The sequence below is a fragment of the Mesorhizobium sp. M1169 genome, from assembly GCF_040318345.1.
Lineage (GTDB): Bacteria > Pseudomonadota > Alphaproteobacteria > Rhizobiales > Rhizobiaceae > Mesorhizobium.
This window is the reverse complement of record NZ_JAMYME010000032.1, coordinates 38614-56999: the sequence shown is the minus strand read 5'-3', so window position 1 is coordinate 56999 and position 18386 is coordinate 38614. Positions and strand designations below refer to the sequence as shown.

The window sequence follows — 18386 nt, the reverse complement described above, 5'->3', positions numbered from 1 at the left end:
CGCATTGGGCTCCGGTGTTCCTCGGAGAGTTGAGATATTCGAAGGCCGCCATTTCGACCAATCTGTGATCTTGCTTTGCATTCGCTCGCATCTGGCCTACGGACTGAGCCTACGCTGATCTTCGAGAAATGATGGCGGAGCGTGGCATTAGTGTCGATCATTCAACGATCCATCGCTGGGTCGTTCATTTCGCGCCGCTGCTGATGGAACGCTTTAACCGGCGCAAGCGCCTCGTGACCGGCAAATGGCATGCGGACGAGAACTACATCAAGGTCCGCTGGCGATGGATGGACCTCTATCGCGCCATCGACAGCGTCGGCGACACCGTCGAGTTCTGGTTCAGTGAATCCCGGGATTTGCCGGCCGCCAAGCGTAAGAGCGTTGGCACGCCATGACCGTGCTGATCGCATCGTCATCGACGCAGGCAGACCAACCGGGAAGCCATTGTTTCCTGCGATGCCACAAGTCGATTGCAGGATTGCTCCCGGCGCCGGTCGAAAGCCGACCCGCATTTGGCAAAGCCGGCCAGCTTGTCCGACGCAGCGATTTGCTCTTCGTCGCTAAGACTGCGTCGTGTGTCGGCTTTGTCGAGCCCGTGACACGAAGTTCGGTTGGGCGAACTTTTTTCTGTTTGCTAAGTAGCTGTAAGCAATCACAAATTGTTTTTTAGCTCGATCAGCCAATGTGGCACGAGTTTTGTGCCTCCTCGTTGAGGAGTGGCGGCAGCAATTGCCGCCATCATTGATGCCGGGGTCAGTCGCGATGGAGGAAGGCGATCCGCGTCAAATCGCGTACTATGGCAAGGGTACATCCTCGTCGTCCGCTGTGAATGGACAAGACGTGGTTCGCTTCGGCCCTGATGATGGCGCCTATGGCCCCTTAGGCGATTCCTTGGCGACTGCGGTCTCCGACGCCCCCAGGCCACGCAAGACACTAGCAGAGAGCGCGCTCACATTTATTTGGAGAGACGATCATGCCCAAGGTGGCATTCATTTTCGGTACTCGTCCTGAGGCGATTAAATGCGCCACAGTAATTAAGGCGATGAAGCTCGACCGCAGGTTCGAGCCCCTCGTTGTTTCCACGGGGCAGCATCGCGAGATGCTGGATATCGCTTTAGCGGAATTCGGTATTCGACCCGACATCGAACTAAGCGTCATGCAACCTCGCCAGACCTTGTCACAGGTCACATATCGAATACTGGAAAGGCTCTCCGGGCAAATAGAACAATGGGGGATCGACGCGGTAGTCGTTCATGGCGATACCGCGAGCACCCTGGCAGGAGCCCTGGCCGCCTTCCAGCACCGTATCCCCATCATCCATATCGAGGCGGGCTTGCGTAGCGGCAACATTGCATCGCCATATCCAGAGGAGGCCAATCGGCGCCTGGTCGCCCAGATAACGGATCTCCACCTGGCGCCGACGATTCGTAGCAGCGAGAACCTTCTCCGCGAAGGTGCCGCTGAGGATCGTATCACGGTCACCGGGAACACGGTCGTCGACGCCCTTCACTGGGCGGCCGAAAATGCCCCCGCCTTCGCCGAGCCAGCGCTTGCCGACCTGAAGAACGAAACGCGGCGGATCGTGGTCGCCTCAGCACATCGGCGTGAATCGTGGGGCGCACCGATGCACGAGATCGCAAAAGCTCTTGTGCAGCTATCATGTCAGGAGAACGTGCGTGTCATCATCCCATTGCACCAGAACCCGGCAGTGCGCGAAGTCATTTTGCCCTATTTAAGCAACCAGGCGAATATTACGGTGGTGGATCCTCTGCCGTACCGCAACTTCTGCAGCCTTATGCTGCGCGCGGACATCATCATCTCGGACAGCAGCGGCGCAGAGGAAGAAGGCCCTTCACTCGGCAAACCGACGCTCGTTTTAAGAGAAATCACCGAGCGGCCGGAGGCTGTCGAAGCTGGCACGGCGCGCCTTGTGGGCCGCAGCACCGCCCGCATCGTGAGTGAAGCGACCCGGCTGCTGCGCGATCCGGACGAATATTCACGGATGGCCCAGCCCGTGGACGCCTACGGCGATGGAAAGGCGACAACTCGGGTCATCGGTGCAATCGCGAGATATTTCGCTGCGCACACCGCGCGCGAGTCGCAGCTGGCCAACTGATGGGCCGCCAGATCAGCGGCGTGGCGCGGGACCGTTCGCTGCCCTCCACGCCCTCCGAAGAACACCACCATATCGAACTGACCGGACCGGGCGATGACGACAAAAGAGAGAAGGTCATGGCTAGGAGTAACAATCCGACGAGATCTCAATTTCTCCAACGCTGTGGTGTGCCTATTCCCATGAAGCCCGCCCCCGATTCCGAAATGAAGCGCCCATACCCAAGGATCAGGGATTCGTCCTCAGTTCCCGGGGCAACCGCCTCTCGGCGACCGGCCTGCAAAATGGCTTTGCCGAGGTCCGTAAACTCGCCGACTTTGATGGCGGTAAGCCGTTTAAGGCCGCACGATCACCGGTTTGCCGTGACCCGCCTCAGCCTCTGGCACCAACAGCGCGCAGACGTTCAGGCGCTGGCCACATATCTCGGCCACGCCAGTTACACCGACACGGCCTACTACCTGAGCGTGCCGCCCTCGATGGAGGCGCAGCACGAGCGAACACCGCACACCTGCTCGTAGCGCCGCTCCTGGAGTCCTATTTCCGCCGGCGCCTGACCAAGCAGCGGAACGCGACTCCCGCGACCGTGGCCAGCTATCGCGACGCCTTGCGCATGCTGATCCTTTTGCCGCCGCCCGGTTGCGGAAGAAGCCGGCGGCGTTGACGCTCGAAGAGCTTGATCGAGACCTTGTTCTCGCTTTTCTCGACGAACTCGAGGAGAAGCGGAACAATTCCGTCACCACGCGCAACGCCCGCTTGGCCGCGATCCGATCTTTCTTCCGACGTCGCTTGCCGCCGACCCGGCGTTCTTCGGCGTTGCCCAACGCGTGCTGACGATTCGCATTAAACGGACGCACATTGAGGTGACGTACCACCTCACCAAGGCCGAAGTGGACACCCTCATCGCGGCGCCCGATCCAAAGACGCCCCGTGGTCGGCGCGAGGGACAAACTGAGGGGGTTCGCCCGCCCGAGGCAAAGCATGATCCGCGTAATGGGATCCGCGTCGATCCTGCACGTAGCGCAGCCGAAGGCGTAGCGGAGGAAGGACTGGGAGACCTTTTTTGCTTGCGAGGGAGAGAAGGCAGGGCCCTCTTTCCCTCTCTGAGGCAGACAAAGTCGGCCGCGATCGCGGCCGTCACTCTTTGAATAGAAAGCAGCCGTCGTCACCGGCTAGCGCCAGGACGGCTCCCGCGGTGAATGGCAAGAAGAGCTAGCGACTTACCATCACCAACTCGTATTACCCGAGCTGGCGCACTATGCTGATTGCGGGCCGTGCTGTAAACGGGCGATATCCCAATCTGGTGTATTGATGACGGCGTTCTGGCCGCGTTGGCTCCGTGCCGAAGGCATAGAGCGGTTTCGCGAAGCGACGCGCCCATATTCTGGCAGGCCCACTAGATTCCAAGGTGGCGTCCAGTCAACCAATTCGGTTACATTGATTGGAACGAACACAGAAGATCAACGTCACTTTGGCAGGAGCAATGGCAGGACCTTTCGAAGAATGGATTTCTCACCTCGGTTTACAGCAGATCGACGATCCATAAATTGACAAGCCGGTCTATCGGAAAACCAGCTTCGGCGAACTGGAGTTAAGCGCCGAAATCGAAAAAAAGATCAGCACCAGCCTTCGCAACGCTCGCGACCGACGGAAAATCCCGCGTTCAAAGCTAGCACCCATGCTTGGGCTCAGCGACTAGGTTTATAATCGTTACGAAAACGCGGTTTCACGGCTGACCGTCGGCCGACTGCTCCACTTTTGCGAGGTGCTGAATATTTCACCGGTGGAGATCCTATACCCCGTCGTGCTGCATCTTTGCGGTGAAGACCAGGCCGAAGCGGAAACTCCTATGGCGATCGTTGAAAAGCTGGCGAATTTCGACGGGCTCACGGCTTCAAGCCATTCTGAGCTTTCTTCGTCACCTGAAGACGAAGGAGACTGATGAAGGCCGCAACGGCATCGGCCGGTATCTGGATCCCGTCTCGCCGGCGACGCACTGGTGGCCGTCGCGTCGCGACGGTGGGCATATACGAGCGTTGTTTTCCAATGCTGGTGTGGTGCAAGCTCGACAGGACTACGCAGCCATACGTGTGCGGATTTCTCTCAGATAAGGGATGGAATCGACCGCGCCGGTCTTCTCAACTGCGAGGGACGCCGCAGCACAAGCGAACCGGGTGGCCGCCTCTGGATCGCCGCAGCGCAAAAATTCAGCCAGAAAGGCACCATCAAAAGTGTCACCAGCAGCCGTCGCATCCACAAGTTGCGCTGAGTAAGCGGGTATCCGAATTCTCATATCGCCACCAGCTACAATTGCGCCTTCTTCGCCTAGGGTCAAAAGGACCGTTTTGACGCCGTGTCGAAGGAATTCGTCGCAAATGGCATCCGGATCCGATAGCCCGAGCAGGGCTTGTGCGTCCTCCATGCTCGGAAAGAGAAAGTCTATTTGTGGCAATGAAGCTGACAAGGTTTCCCACGCCGCTGCCGGCGTCCATAGACTGCGCCGCAGATTGGTATCAAAGGAAACCTTGGCACCTGCCGATCTGGCCATCTCCATCGCTGTAAACGAAGCGTCCCGGCAAGACTCGGAAATAGCCTGTGATATCCCGCTAAGATGAAGAAATGACACTCCCGCGAACATGCCTGGTGCGAGATCACTGCTTGCCAGGCGGCAGGCAGCCGAGCCGGCGCGCCGGTAGGAAAAGCTATGACCATCAGGACCATACTCTATGAAATAGATACCGGTTGGCGCGGCAGCATCACGGATGACATGCGTCGTTGCGATGCCTTCGTCGTGATACAGCGACCGGATACGCTCGCCCAGGCTGTCCTCCCCAAGGCGGGTTATCATCCCTGCTTTCGCGCCGGATCTGGCTGCGGCGACCGCGCAATTCGACACATCGCCGCCAATGCCCGGCTTGATCGTTCCGTCCCGCCGCCACGCGAACTCGAACAGGGGTTCACCCATGCAAACGATGTCAGCCTCTCCACCACCCATACCACACCTCATTGTCCGTCTCCGGTCGCCCTTCGGCTGGCGTTTAGGCCTCAGGTTCCCTCAGTTCCAGATATTCCATGCGGATGTTGACGACATCACGCGCACCGCGACTAGGTATCTTCTTAGTCAGAACCGCGATCAAAGATCCGGCCGGTCAGCCAATCTGGCCAATCGCGTTCGAAGAACGACCCAGCACTCTCGTCGAACGAACGGATTGGACGTGTTGAAACCACCATTTCGACGCCGTCCAATCGGACAATGATCTGTTCACTCCGCTGGGCGTCGCGCTCCCTCCGGAAGCGATAGTCTTCCAGCGGGCCTGTCCTCGCGAGCGGAAGCGATTCACCTTCTCGATCGCATATTGCGCGGGAACCGCGGCTCCCTCCGCCTTGGCCAATGTAATGGTCCAAAGCGGTAAGCACCGCTTCGGAAGCTAGCGCCATTTGCCGCCATTGTATTGACCGCACCGCCTCAGCAGGTCGTTTGTACCTAATGCCATTTGCGCGAATGCTTACATTGAGTCTTCGAGCTTCTGCGAGGGCCTGGCTTACCCGCTCGCCGTCGCAGATCATACCGGCCGCATCGCTCATCCGCGCCTGGATCGTGGAACGCGCCGACTTGATCGTCAGCGAGCTGTCGGGGCGCATGATCGTGAAGAGCGCCGCGATGCCCGCTTGCGCAGCTCGGGCAATGTCGACCTTCGGCGCTACTTTTGCTTTGCCGCTGGCTGCAATGTGCTCGGCCGCTCGGGTGCCAAAGACCTGCCCGGCATTAAGCGCGGCTCCGCCGGGCCGCGTCACGCCGTGCGTACCAGCGGCCTCTCCGATCGCATAGCAGCCGGCAAGGCTACTGCGCCCCCAAACGTCCACCATGATGCCGCCGTTCATGTGCTGGTTGTTGACGGCGAACTCCAACGGTTCCTTGGTTATGTCTATCTTGTAGCGACGATAGAGTTCGATCGCGAGCGGGTTCATGTGCTTCAACCGCTCGATTGGCAAATGTTGACCCGCGCCGGCATTGCCGAGATAGGAACTCACGTCGTCGTCCAACCGTTCGAGGGAGAACGGCAGATCGCCGGGCATGGGCAGCGGATTCCGGTTGAAGTCCATGAACACGCGCCGCCCCGCTGCGGACTCGCGATAGATCGCAACATCTATGAGACTCGAGCTGAAATCGAGCATCCGCGTGGCATGAAAAGGCCATTGATATCCCTTGCGGAACAGGTTGGAGGCCATCTCCTGTGTGCTGCGATAATACTGGGCAAGGAAGTGGTGCTCATTGCCCTCCGCGTCAATCGAATAGACATGCGGAATCGCCTGGACATAGGTGCCGGACAGATTCCAGGGAAAACCCTCCCGGCGCGTGCCTATACCGAACTGGCTCTCCGTAAGGTTGACCAATTCGATACCAGCTTCGAGCGCAAGGCCGAGCGACCCGAAGCAGCCGTTGGGATAGACACTATCACGATAAAGTTCGCCGGGACCGCCCGCGGCAAGCACAAGGACCGAGCACTCGAACAGGGCAAGGCCGAAGGGGTTTGTTGTTGTTCGGTCGTTGGGGCGCATCGTAAGAATGCCGGCGACGTGCCGATCCGTCCCCTCCCCGCAGGTGAGGATTTTGGCAGCCGTAGTGTGGTTATAGAACGGAACATCAAGACGGATCGCCTCTTCGGCAAGCACCTTGACCATCAGACGTGACGTGCGTGGACCGCAACTGGTGGCACGACCCACCTCGTCGTGGTCGGTCTTGTATCTGAGAGTGCCGCCCAGCGCGTCCTGAGGCAGTGGAAGGCCAAGAAACTGTAGCGAGGCCATCATGCGAGACGAGCCCACGGCCTCCACATAGGCAATATCCTCATCCATCGCGCCGCCGGCGCGTATTGCTCGCGCCATCGCCTTGTAGTTATCTCCCTGATCCGCACTGTTGGCCGTATGCAGCGTCTGCTTGTCAGAGCCGGAGCAGGCCGACGTTCCACCCCAAGCGCTTTGACTGACGATAACCACCTCTTTCCCACGCCGCCTTAATTCCACCGCCGCACGCAGCCCCGCCGCACCGGAACCGACCACTACACAACCGCATCGATAGACCGGGACTTGAAGGTCGCCGTGGACCATTGTACCGGACGGAGCCGTCTCCGACCGTAGTCGCGGCATATCGACATCGGTCATGGCGTCGAGAATGTGCTGCGGGACGTCAATCGTCATAAGACTGCTAAGATCCTTGTGTCATCAGGGAGCGCATTTTTGCCAGTGATTCATCACCATGAAATGCCAACCGGATGTGTCAGCACGAATTTGGCCGATCAGTGCGTGCATGCGCGGGATATCTTGGCCGACGAGAACAGCCGGAAATCGTAACATTCGCCCCATTTCCCTGCTCACTTCGTGGCGGCGGATCATGAGTGCACCTATTGAATGTTGTTGCGTGCGCGGGGGCGCGCGTCGTTGCGTTCATGCTCGAAAAGAGCCGGCGGAAGCGGGGCACGATTGCGTATTATGTCGGATCCCTTCTCGCCCACCATGATCGTCGGAGCATTGGTGTTGCAGGACGGCACCCGCGGCATGACTGAGGAGTCGCAAACGCGTAATCCCTCCAGCCCATGGACCTTGAGATCGAGCCCGACGACGGCCATGGAATCGAAACCCATCTTGCACGTGCCGACCGGGTGGTGATCGGTCTTGGCATTGGCGCACCCGTAAATGAACAAGTCTTCGTCCGTCACGGCCTTTGGTCCAGGCAGGCGCTCGGCCATCACGAAAGGTTCCAGGGCGGCCTGCTGCATGATCTCCCGGGCGATCTTCAGGCCCTCAATCGACATTTTCCGGTCGTGCGGGTCTTCCCAATAGTTGGGGTCGATCAGCGGGGCCGCCGAAGGATCGGCGGAAGAAAGTCTAACCGTGCCGCGAGAGCGCGGGTGCAGATAGGCGGAGTTCAGCGTCACACCGGCGCTCTTCAGCCGCTCGACTCCCGCCTCGATCCCGGAGCCGAGGCCGAGGTGGAACTGGACGTCGGGCGAGCGGGCCTCGGGGTCCGCATACCAAAAACCGCCCGTCTCGAAGAGCGAGGAGGCGACCGGACCAGTGCGGAAGAGTACGTACTGGATACCGGCCCAGAGGGTGCGGTGCAGCTTCGCCACGTTGTCATAGGTGTGGTCGCCGGTGCATTCGCAAATGACGAACAGGTCGAGATGGTCCTGCATGTTCGAGCCAACCCCCGGTAGGTCGTGTTTCACCTGAACTCCGACAGATTTAAGATGATCGATCGGGCCGATGCCCGACTGCAGGAGTAACTTAGGCGACCCTATGGCGCCGGAGGAGACGAGTACTTCGCGTTCCGCCCGGATCGCTTCGATGCCCTTCGCAGTCACGACCTCCACGCCCACGGCGCGGGTGCCTTCCAGCACGATGCGGGCGACGCGAGCGCCGGTGCGGATCGAAAGGTTTCTCCGACCCTTGATCGGCGACAGATAGGCCATTGAGACGGAGGAGCGACGGCGATTGCGTTGCGTAAGCTGGTAGAAGCCGACGCCGGCCTGCTGGCGACCGTTGAAGTCGTGGTTGTAGGGAATGCCGAGTTCCTGGCCGGCGCGGATATACGCGTCGCAGATCGGGAGATTCGAGACTGGCATGGAGACGCCGAGCGGCCCACCATAGGAATGGTAGTCGTCGGCAAAACGCTGGTTGTCCTCAGCGCGCTTAAAATAGGGCAGGATTTCCCGATAGCTCCAGCCTTCGCAGCCGTCGTCTGTAGCCCAGAGATCGTAGTCGGCTGCATTGCCGCGCGTATAGAGCTGTGCATTGATTGAAGAACCTCCGCCGATCACCTTCGCCTGCGTATAGCGCAGCACTTGGCCTTTCATGTGCTTCTGCGGCACGGTTTCCCAGCCCCAACTCGCCACGCCCTTGGTCATCTTGGCGAAGCCCGCCGGCATGTGGAACAGCGGGTTCCAATCTCGGCCGCCAGCCTCCAGCAACAACACGCGCACGGCCGGATCTTCAGAAAGCCGGTTCGCGAGCACGCAGCCGGCAGGCCCGGCTCCGGTGATGATGTAGTCGAAGCCCATTCTGTTGCTCCCTTCAGAGGCGTGGAATTGAAGAGCCCCCGTCGGCTTCGATGATCGTTCCCGTCGCAAAACCCAAATCGCCGGAAGCGAGTGCCGTGCAGATTTTGCCGAGGTCTGCTGCTTCTTCCCCCCGCTCGATGCCGGGCCGCACCTCAAATACTGATACTCCCGTATCCATGATATGAAATGCCACCCCCTGGTAGAATGCCGCCAGCTCGGCCTTGCTGATGCAATAGTCCGCGCGTTCGGGCGAACTTACCTCGGGTGAGACCGACGTGATGTTGATGATGGACCTGGGTACATCCGCCGCGCTCCTCACGAGCATTGCCTTGACCACAGCAAGCGTAAAGAACACCGTTCCCCTTAGGTCCATCGCGATCGTCTTATCGAAGTCCGCCGGCACCAGGTCGAGGAAGTCACCTGGTACGACTGCCATGGAGGCATTGCTAACAAGGCAATCGACACGACCAAATCGCGAAAGGACGCCCGTTACCGTTTCTTCATGTCGGGAAACATCAGCGATATCGGACTGCAGATAGGCGGCTGCCACGCCATAGGATTCTAGTTTTGCGACAGCATCCTGCCCGTTGTCGGGACTCGCGACCCCAGTGATCGCCACATTGTATCCCGCTTTTGCAAAGGCGGTCGCAATTCCGAGATCGATGCCGTGGCTGCCAGTGACGACGGCGACGGGCCGTGTGGTCGTCTTCATTCGGCGAGGTCCCGGTCGGTGCGTTGGCCAGGCCAATTTTCCTGTCGCGGCATCCACCAATTGGTGCGGCCTCCGATGTGCATGTTGAGTGTTTTTGTTTCGGTGTAGTCCTCGACCGCGCGGCGTCCGAGTTCGCGACCGAGCCCGGATTGCTTGTAGCCACCGAACGGGAGCTCGGAGGCGCCATCCATGAAGGTGTTCATCCACACCGTTCCTACCCGCAAGCTGCGCCCGAATGTCAGGCACGTATCGAAATCGCGGCTCCACACACTGGCGGAAAGGCCGTAATCGATGGAATTGGCGATCTCGACGGCTTCCGCCGCCGTTTCAAAGGTGAGAACTGAAAGTACGGGGCCGAAGACCTCCTCACGTGCGATTTCCATATCCGGCATGACCGCCTCGAGGATTGTTGGCGACATAAAATGCCCCATCCCGAGATCGAGTTGATCGCCCCCGTGAACAACCTTCGCGCCGCTATTCTTTGCACTGGCGACGTAGCCCGCGATCTTCTCCAAATGCTGAGGCGTAATGATCGCGCCGACCTGCGTCGCTGGGTCCAGCGGATCGCCAACCTTCACGTATTTCGCAAGCTCTGCAACACGCTTGACCACATCCGACGCGATGCTCTTATGGAGGATTAGCCGCGAGCCGGCGTTGCAGCATTCGCCCGCATTGAAATAAGCGCCGAAGACGGCGGCGTCGATGAAGGAGTCGAGGTCCGCATCCGGGAATACGATCTGCGGATTCTTGCCGCCGAGTTCCAATGACACCTTTTTGAGGGTCTGCGCTGCATTCGTCATGGTGAGCTTTCCGACGCCGGTCGAGCCGGTGAACGAAACCATGTCGACCGCAGGATGGGACGTCATGATCGCGCCGACTTCGGGACCCGTGCCGGTGACGATGTTCACGACGCTGTCCGGAACGCCCGCTTCCTCAAGGATCTCGCCGAGAACGAGCGTCGAACCCGATGTCAGCTCTGAGGGCTTAACGACGCATGTACAGCCGGCGGCCAGCGCAAAGGGCAGTTTCTGGCTTAGGATCAGGAATGGAAAGTTCCACGGCGTTATGATGGACACGACGCCGATCCCCTCGCGCAGAACGACGCCTAGTGTGTTCTGCCCAAGCGAATTGTAGCTCTCGCCGTGCAGGTCGCGGGCAAGCGCAGCGGCATAGCGCCAGATGTCGACAGCGCCGGCGATCTCGCCGCGCACCTGAGTTATTGGCTTGCCGCCCTCGATGCAGTCGAGATAGGCGAGGTCTTCGGCGCGGGCCTCGATGAGATCGGCGGCCTTCAGCAGAACCCGCGAGCGCTGCGACGCCGTCGTGTGCGGCCACCGGCCGTGGTCGAATGCCTTTCGCGCCGAGGCGATGGCGCGCTCGGCATCCATCCTTGTCGCCGCCTGGTAGCGGCTCACGACGATGCCGTGGCTCGGCGCGTTCCGGTCGATCGTCCGGCCTTCTGCGCCGGCCGTCCATCTGCCGTCGATCAGCATCTCGAAGCCGCGCACGGGCGCGTCGGCAAGCGCTGTTGGCCTGATCTCTAACGTCATCACCATTCTCCCTTGAAGACCGCCGCGCGCTTCTGCGAGAAGGCGGCGACGCCTTCCTTGAGATCCCCAGTCTTGGCGGCCAGAATCGAGCCGAGCGCTTCGACCGCCGAACCATTGTCCTCGCCATTCGCGACGGCGATCATTAGCTTCGATATCTCGACGGCCGCCGGTCCCCGCGTCGCGACCCGCGCCGCGTAGGCCTTCGCCTCGATGACGGCAGCGCCGCTGTCCACGACGGCGTCGACCAGTCCGTACTTGAGGGCTTCCTCGGCGGAGAACGTCTCACCTCCCAGGACCATGCGGCGAACTCCCGGTATCATGCCGAGCCCGGTCTCCGGCAGGCCGATGCGGATATTTTGTTCCGCGATGCGGAAGTCGGCTGCGGCCGCGAGTTCCAGGCCGCCGCCGAGCGCGTGGCCGTTGAGTGCGGCGATCACCGGCATGCGCAGGGTCGCCAGACGCTCGAAGACGCGATGGCCGAAGCGGACCCAGGCATGGCCGAACTCGTTCGCCTGCATGGCGCCCCAAGCTTTGATGTCGCCACCGGCGCTGAAGGCTCTGCCTTCGCCGGTAAGCACCACCGCGCGGACATCGATCATCGCCTCGACCTCGTCGCAGATGGCGGCCAATGCCTTCAGCATGTCAATATCGACGGCGTTGAGCTTCTCGGGTCGAGCGATCGTGACGGATGCGACCGCGCCTTCGGCGGCAAGCCTCATGTGCGCGTCAGCCATTACATGCCCCCGCCAAGCTACGGGCCGGCTTCACGGCAAGCGACAGGCCGATCGGCCTGTCGACGAAGAGCGCGCCGTCCATGACTTTTAGGGTGTCGGACACGATCAGCGGGAACTCCGACTGTTCAAGAATGCCGGTGTTGAGATCGATGCCCGGCGCAATTTCAGTCAGCACGACGCCGTCCGGCGTCAGTCTCATCACGCCGCGCTCGGTGACATAGGTGATATCCTGGCGCTGTTCGATGGCTCGCCTGCCCGAAAAGGTGACGTGCTCGACCTCTTTGACGAGCTTCCTAAGCTTGCCCTCCTTCTCTACAACGACCTTGCCGTCCTCGACAGCGAGCTTGGCGCCGGCATTGAACATGCCGGAGAAGACGATCTTCCTCGCCCTTGCCGTAATGTCGACGAAGCCGCCGGCGCCCGCCGTGATATGAGGGCGGAACGAGAGCTTTGACACGTTGACGGAGCCGTCGCGGCCTATCTCTAGGAATGACAGCAGCGAGGCGTCGAAACCTGCCCCTTGGAAATATGTAAACTGGTAGGGCGAGGGCATGAAGGCGTCGGCATTCGCGGCGCAGCCAAAGGCGAAGTCAAGCAGCGGCACGCCCCCGACCGCCCCCTGTTCGATGACCCAAGTGACCGCGCCGTGCAGCCCTTCCTCCAGGAGAATGCGTGGGACATTGGCCGAAATCCCGAAGCCGAGATTGACGGCGCTGCCCGCCTCGAGTTCCTGCGCGACGCGCCGCGCGATTATCTTCTGGATGTTGAACTCCGGCACGCGAAAACTTTCGAGCGGCCGAAAAATCTCACCCGAGATTGCAGGGTCGTAGAGCGTCTGCGTTGTCTGTTTCTGGTCGGGATCGACGACGACGTAGTCGACGAGAATTCCGGGCACTCGCACGTCATGCGGCCTCATCGATCCGTCCTTGGTGATGCGCTTCACCTGGGCGATGACGATGCCGCCATTGTTGTGGGCCGCGAGCGCTTGGTCGAGGCCGCCGAGATAGGCGCCTTCGTGTTCGTAGGTCAAATTGCCGCGCTCGTCCGCCGTCGTGGCACGGATGATCGCTACCTGCGGCGCGATCGCCTCGAAGTAGAGGTACTCCTCACCGTAGAATTGGATTTTGCTCACCACGGGCCGGGCTTCCGCGGCCGCATTCATCGCGCAGCCCTGGCGGTTCGGGTCGGCGAAGGTGTCGAGCCCGATCTTGGTGATAACGCCCGGGCGCTTCGCGGCCGCTTCGCGGTGCATGTCGAAGAGCACTCCGGAAGGGATGTTGTACGCCGCCACGTCGTTGCTTGCGATCATTTGCCAAATGAGGGGCGGCTCGGCGGTGGAAGGACCTGAAGGGTAGGAGCCGCCGATGATGGTCTTCAAGAGGCCTTTTTGGGCTATGTAATCGACGCCGTTGATGCCGCTCATGTCGCCCGCGGCAATCGGGTGGAGCGTGGTCAGGTCGCGCGGATGCCCGGCGGCCTCGAAGCGTTCGCCGATCGCCTTCAGCATCAGGTCCGGGCAACCGAGCCCGCTCGAGGACGAGACCGACACGACAGCGCCATCCGGAATGAGGGCGGCGGCTTGGGCGGGGGTGATGTGCTTGCTCATTGCGGGATGCTCAAAGTCCTGGTTCGACGCGCATATGTCTTGGCGCGCCCAACACTGGAACTGACGACTGATACGACCTGCCTCGGCTTCCCCGCATACCAGTGACCCATTCGCGCGCGATCATGCTCGCACCGATCAATGCCCATCGAACCGTCATCCTAACTTCCCCTCTGGTTTGCTCTGGCCAGTTCCACAACTCTGGCGGACGACCAGCCTGACCGCCGCAATGATGTTCTCCGCATCTGCTTTTCCCGCATTGATCTGCTTCAGAAGGAGGTGTGCGGCGCGCCTGCCCATAGCTTGCGGATCGACCGAGATCGTCGTCAGGGCCGGAACCGCCGTTTTCGCCTCGATAACGTCGTCGAAACCTACCACCGCGAAGTCCCGCCCCGGTTCCATGCGCCGAGCGCGCAATCCATCACACACGCCAAACGCCACCGCGTCATTGAAGCAGACGGCCCCGGTCGGTCGATCGCTGATGGTCATCGCACGTCCGATGGCTTCCACGCCACCTGCTCTCGAGGGAATGGACGGAACAACTAACTCCTCATCGAACTTAAGACCACTTTCGTCCATCGCTTTGCGGTAACCAGACCGTCGCTCGGCAAACACAGCCGTATCTGGAAAGCCTCCCAAAAAAGCGATCCGGCTATGCCCTAGCGACACCAAATGCTTGACCGCCATCGCCACGCCGCCAACGTTATCAGACACAATCGACGACATTCTCGCGCCGGGCAGGCTGCGGACTACCACAACCACCGGGATTCCTGACGCCACGAGCGGCTTGAAGTCTGCTGCATCGGTGGCGCGGGCCGGCGAAACGATAAGCCCCGAAATTCCATGCTCACGCATCGAGGCAACCACCTCTCGCTGCCGGTCGGTATTTTCACTCGTATTTGAGAGGAACTGGACGAAGCCCGCCGACTGGACGACCGTGTCGACCCCTACGGCCAACTCTGCAAAGAAGCTGTTTGTAAGATCGTTCACCACGACACCGATGATGCCCGATCTGGCGCTCGCCTGTCGAAGGTTTGCGGCACCCCGGTTGTAGACATACCCCAACTCGCGCATTGTCGCGTTGACCTTGGAACGCGTCGCTTCCTTCACCAGAGGCGAGCCCTGCAAGACCAACGAAACCGTGGACTTGGAAACGCCTGCGGCTTTGGCGATGTCGATGACAGTCAGTCTCGCCTTTGACATCGCAACCTCGGTCTTCTCAAATTAGGCTTCAAACAATTGGAACGTTCCTAGCTTGTCAAGCGGAATTTTATGTAATGGGAGCGCCTGTCACCCGCCGCTTTTGTCATTGCGCCCCGATGGTGTGCCATAAAGCCCCATATTTGCAGTCCTTTGGGTAGACCTAGCTTGAAGCGGTGCAGATCTGGGCCCGATGGGTGAGGGAAAATAGTTGTTGCAATTTAGAACGTTCCAATTTATTGAGTTAATCCGTGCGATCACGCCGGTCACGCGCGGCGTCCACAAACACCGGAGCGGTGTCGATCCATCGCTTGATCGTAGTCGGTGGAGGAGGTGGTCCATTCGAAGCCGGCACGGCCGGCGGCGAGGATATCAAGCCAAACAAACTGAACAGGGAGTGAATGGATGATACGCAACGTCATGAAGTCGGCCGTCCTCGCAGCGGCCACAGCGATGTTCGCCGCGGGTTCGGCCAACGCGGAGCAGGTCGTGCTAAAATTCTGGGACAACCAGCGGGCCGAATCCGATTTCAATCAGAATCAGCAGAACGCCTTGAAGCGCTTCGAGAAGGAAAACCCCGAAATCAAAGTAGAGCTTACCACAATACCATATTCGGAGTACCAACAGCGCTTGTTGACGGCGGTACAGGGCGGTAATGCGCCTGATGTAGCCACCCTGGATCAAATCTGGATGGGCGCCTTTGCTCAAGCCGGCGCAATTACGGCTCTCGACGACCAAGTCAAGACTTCCGGTCTTACGGGCGACACTTTCTTCAAAGGAGCCTGGGACTCGAACGTTTCTGACGGCAAGCTCTGGGGAATCCCCATCAACGTGGACGTTTGGTCCTTCACTTACTACAACACGGCACTCCTCAAAGAGGCTGGCGTTGATCCTGCCTCGCTAAAGACCTTCGAGGGATTGAAGGCAGCGGCGCCGAAGCTTACGGACAAGTCCAAGGGCCGCTACGGCATTGGCTTGTTCGGCCACAAGGGGGAAGACACGGTCGTCGTTCTCGATACTTTCATCTTCTCCAATGGCGGTAAAGTCTTGGATGAGAAGGGCAAATGCGCGCTCACCAGCCCTGAAGCGGTCGGGGCATTGAGTTACCTGCAGTCACTGGTGCCATATGCGCCGCAGGGCATCATGAACGCCAGTTCCGCAACGATGCGCGAACTTTTTCTAAACGGATCTCTTGCAACGGAGTTCTGGCCCGCGCTGGAGCAGCCGACTCTGCAGAAGTCCAAACTTGACTGGGATTTCGTTGTAGGGAATGCGCCCGAAGGTAAGACGGCGATTGGCACGTATGGTGGGTGGAACCTTGCCATCTTTGAAGCTTCCCAGCACAAGGAAGCCGCTTGGAAACTCATCCAGTTCCTAACCCGCGAAGACGTGAACGGCGATGTTGTCGAACTTGTCCCGGCAAACATGAAGGCCGCAAAAAGCTTTTTGGCGGCAAACCGCAAAGGTGCGGATCTCATCATCCCTCATCTCGAGAATGCCTCACCCCGGCCGTTGTCACCTCGCTATCTCGAAGTCGCCGACATCGAGGTGACTCTAGCGCAGGATGTATTTTCCGGAATGGATCCGCAGAAGGCAGCCGGCAAGGCCTGCACTGCTATCGACGCCCTTAACTAGTCACCAGGACTAAGCCGGGCTCGGGCTTTGCCCCGAGCCCGGCCCTCTCTATCGGGAAATGACACAATGTCCCATCGTGAACGCTGGATGGCCTGGATTTTCGTAGCTCCGGCGCTGCTGCTGGTCGGCGCACTTATGTATTACCCGATGATCGGCACCATAATTGAAAGCCTTTATTCGACCTCGTTCATCAACCCGGTGCCGAAGTTCCAGGGGCTTGCAGCGTATTACAAGATCTTGGCCGATCCGATCTTCGGCCAAGTAGTGTGGAACTCCCTCATTTGGACTGTCTTTGTGGTAGCACTGCAGAATGTGTTCGGCTTGCTGGTCGCACTGCTGCTCAATCAGCAGATGCCTGGCCAGGGACTTATGCGGTCGTTGGTGCTTTTGCCTTGGGTCCTCCCCGGCGTAGTGGCCGCCATCCTTTGGCGATTCATGTATGACCCGCAACTCGGTTTGGTGAACTCGTTACTTATTAGCCTGGGACTGATCGACCACGGTACCGCTTGGCTGGCGGAAACGTCGACAGCCATGGGCTCGATCATTATGGCGGCCGTATGGAAAGGGTTCCCCTTCTCGGCGATCGTCTACTTAGCGGCCCTGCAGACGGTCGACCAAGAGCAGGTCGAGGCCGCCAAGATAGACGGAGCGGGAGCGACTAGGCGCCTGTTTGACGTTGTGCTCCCCGGAATCAAAGACGTGATCGCCATCAATCTCCTCCTTACCACTATCCTCACTTTCAATTACTTCGACATAATCTGGGTGATGACAAACGGTGGCCCACAGAATGCCACAGCCATCTTCCCAACCCAGATCTACGAACTCGGTTTCGGACAATTTCGCTTTGGCGAAGCCGCTGTATATGGCGTTTTTTCAATCTTGGTCCTGGCGCTGCTGATAATGGTCTATTTCGGCGTTTTGTCGCGCGGCCGGCATAGGGGGAAGGCGTCATGAACACCCGTTCCCACAGGAGCCGCCAAGCCGCACTGCTGGCCCTCAACGTCGTATTGGCGCTGATAATCCTGGTGCCCTTCTTTTGGATGGTTTCAGTGTCGTTGAAGCCGGCGGCCGAGCCTTTTTCCATTCCCGCCAGGCTGTGGCCGGAGAACCCGACCTTCGACAACTACATCACTGCATTCCGGCCGGAGTTCCGAACCTATTTTATGAATTCGGTCATCGTTTCACTGTCCACCGTCATCATCACCGTTTCGTTAGCCCTGCTGGCCGCCTATGCATTTACGCGCACCCACGTCCGCCTACTTATCATCGCCATGACGCTGGTGATCGTCACGCAGATGTTCCCGGCCAGCGCCATCATCATCCCGATCTACAAGATGATGAAGGGGGCCAACCTACTCAACACATATACGTCGTTGATCCTCGCCTACGTCACCGTAACCTTGCCGGTGGCGATCTGGATGCTGCGTGGCTTCATGGCCAATTTGCCGCTGACACTCGAAGAAGCGGCGGCGATCGATGGGGCCGGGCCGTTCAGAACGTTTTTCGAGATAATCGTGCCGCTTTGCCGGCCGGGGATAGTCGCCACTGCAGTCTTTGTGCTTATCGTCACCTGGCAGGAGTTCCTCTTTGCGCTCTCCTTTACCTCGACCAAGGAGATGCGCACGCTGCCAGTTGGAGTGAATGACTTTATCGGCCAGTACGGCATCCGCTACGGAGAGCTCATGGCCTCATCCGTGATGATCTCCATGCCCGTGGTCGCTGTCTTCTTCTTTCTGCAACGACAGTTCGTAGCAGGCCTGACGGCCGGCGCGGTGAAGGGCTGA

The 18386-nt window shown here is 59.6% G+C and carries 13 protein-coding genes and 1 pseudogene; 6 read left to right on the top strand and 8 right to left on the bottom strand.

The features are described 5' to 3' along the window. Positions 1 to 34: 34 nt before the first annotated feature. The 3 genes and pseudogenes from NKH41_RS25185 to NKH41_RS25175 form a co-directional block, all read left to right on the top strand. Positions 35 to 500: pseudogene (locus tag NKH41_RS25185) on the top strand (IS6 family transposase); the annotation flags it as partial. Between the two features lie 473 nt (positions 501 to 973). Continuing rightward, the gene (gene wecB, locus NKH41_RS25180) at positions 974 to 2116 is read left to right on the top strand and encodes a non-hydrolyzing UDP-N-acetylglucosamine 2-epimerase (RefSeq protein ID WP_023721620.1); all 1143 of its coding nucleotides are present in this window, start codon (positions 974 to 976) and stop codon (positions 2114 to 2116) included. A 633-nt stretch (positions 2117 to 2749) separates the two neighbouring features. Further along, positions 2750 to 2944, top strand: coding sequence for a site-specific integrase (locus NKH41_RS25175; RefSeq protein ID WP_023721618.1), 195 nt, complete (start codon positions 2750 to 2752; stop codon positions 2942 to 2944). Between the two features lie 1240 nt (positions 2945 to 4184). Here the strand turns inward: NKH41_RS25175 and NKH41_RS25170 are convergent. From NKH41_RS25170 to NKH41_RS25135, 8 genes are all read right to left on the bottom strand, one after another. After that, complete coding sequence (locus tag NKH41_RS25170) at positions 4185 to 5075, bottom strand: sugar kinase (RefSeq protein WP_245278698.1); 891 nt, start codon at positions 5073 to 5075, stop codon at positions 4185 to 4187. Between the two features lie 152 nt (positions 5076 to 5227). Continuing rightward, positions 5228 to 7309 (bottom strand): FAD-dependent oxidoreductase, encoded by a 2082-nt coding sequence (locus NKH41_RS25165; RefSeq protein WP_031194753.1) that lies wholly within the window; start codon positions 7307 to 7309, stop codon positions 5228 to 5230. Positions 7310 to 7512: 203 nt separating this feature from the next. Further along, positions 7513 to 9168 (bottom strand): GMC family oxidoreductase, encoded by a 1656-nt coding sequence (locus NKH41_RS25160; RefSeq protein ID WP_352466339.1) that lies wholly within the window; start codon positions 9166 to 9168, stop codon positions 7513 to 7515. Positions 9169 to 9181: 13 nt separating this feature from the next. Further along, complete coding sequence (locus NKH41_RS25155) at positions 9182 to 9880, bottom strand: SDR family NAD(P)-dependent oxidoreductase (protein ID WP_023721612.1); 699 nt, start codon at positions 9878 to 9880, stop codon at positions 9182 to 9184. After that, complete coding sequence (locus tag NKH41_RS25150) at positions 9877 to 11436, bottom strand: aldehyde dehydrogenase family protein (RefSeq protein WP_023721611.1); 1560 nt, start codon at positions 11434 to 11436, stop codon at positions 9877 to 9879. Before NKH41_RS25150 ends, NKH41_RS25155 begins: the two co-directional genes overlap by 4 nt. Continuing rightward, the gene (locus NKH41_RS25145; RefSeq protein WP_023721610.1) at positions 11430 to 12164 is read right to left on the bottom strand and encodes an enoyl-CoA hydratase/isomerase family protein; all 735 of its coding nucleotides are present in this window, start codon (positions 12162 to 12164) and stop codon (positions 11430 to 11432) included. The genes NKH41_RS25150 and NKH41_RS25145 overlap by 7 nt, the downstream gene beginning before the upstream one ends. Further along, positions 12157 to 13770: an acyl CoA:acetate/3-ketoacid CoA transferase gene (locus tag NKH41_RS25140; RefSeq protein WP_023721609.1), complete on the bottom strand. Its 1614-nt coding sequence runs from the start codon at positions 13768 to 13770 to the stop codon at positions 12157 to 12159. Before NKH41_RS25140 ends, NKH41_RS25145 begins: the two co-directional genes overlap by 8 nt. A gap of 153 nt (positions 13771 to 13923) precedes the next feature. Beyond that, positions 13924 to 14970, bottom strand: coding sequence for a LacI family DNA-binding transcriptional regulator (locus NKH41_RS25135; protein WP_023721608.1), 1047 nt, complete (start codon positions 14968 to 14970; stop codon positions 13924 to 13926). Between the two features lie 402 nt (positions 14971 to 15372). Between NKH41_RS25135 and NKH41_RS25130 the strand changes: the two genes are divergently transcribed. The 3 genes from NKH41_RS25130 to NKH41_RS25120 all read left to right on the top strand — a co-directional run bounded on the left by NKH41_RS25130 (position 15373) and on the right by NKH41_RS25120 (position 18386). Further along, a complete protein-coding gene (locus NKH41_RS25130; protein ID WP_023721607.1) occupies positions 15373 to 16602 on the top strand; it encodes an ABC transporter substrate-binding protein in 1230 nt (409 codons plus the stop codon). A gap of 66 nt (positions 16603 to 16668) precedes the next feature. Further along, entirely contained in the window at positions 16669 to 17556 is an 888-nt protein-coding gene (locus NKH41_RS25125; protein ID WP_031194747.1) for a carbohydrate ABC transporter permease, read from the top strand. Then, the gene (locus NKH41_RS25120) at positions 17553 to 18386 is read left to right on the top strand and encodes a carbohydrate ABC transporter permease (RefSeq protein ID WP_023721605.1); all 834 of its coding nucleotides are present in this window, start codon (positions 17553 to 17555) and stop codon (positions 18384 to 18386) included. The genes NKH41_RS25125 and NKH41_RS25120 overlap by 4 nt, the downstream gene beginning before the upstream one ends.